This is a genomic window from Vibrio sp. 704 (assembly GCF_033339295.1).
In genome coordinates this window covers 1-538 of the sequence record NZ_JAWOUH010000929.1, presented here as the reverse complement: position 1 = coordinate 538, position 538 = coordinate 1, and the positions used below count along the sequence as shown (strand labels likewise).

1 pseudogene is annotated in these 538 nt (G+C 46.5%); it reads right to left on the bottom strand.

The annotated features are described in order from the left end of the window. Positions 1 to 529, bottom strand: a pseudogene (locus R7R24_RS29935) (mechanosensitive ion channel family protein); the annotation flags it as partial. Between the last annotated feature and the right edge of the window lie 9 nt (positions 530 to 538).

The following is a 538-nucleotide window of genomic DNA, read 5'->3' as shown; positions in this document are numbered from 1 at the left end:
CAAGACCTACGATTAAGCCACCCACACCACCAAACGTCAGCAGACCAGACAGAGACAAGCCAAATGCCTGCATGATGGTTAATACGCCGATAGTGATGATGAATAAGCGCCCGACTTTTGCGATGGCTTGAACGGTGGTTTCGTCTCGGTTTTTCTGTTCCAGAACGAAATCTTCGATATTGGTGATCAGCCGCATGACGGTCCATACGAAGACGCTGATAATAAGAATCAGCTTGAGCGTGCTCAGCCAATTGATCTTGTCATTCAGTTCGCTTTCTAAAATGATGCCGAGTGACACCGTAGCAGGCCAACACCAAATGAGTGTGCTCACTGGCGCTTTGAGCGCATCAAGCAACATGTTATCCCAATGAAAAGGGGTTTTCTCGACAAGAATTGCAAGACGGGAACGGATGACTCGCCAAGCGATCCATGCGATAAAACTGGCTAACGTGATAAAAAGAACACTTCCGCTCCAATCCTGACTATGCGCTTGTACATAGTTTTGTAAATCGGTAAACCACTGTGACATAAGTAACTT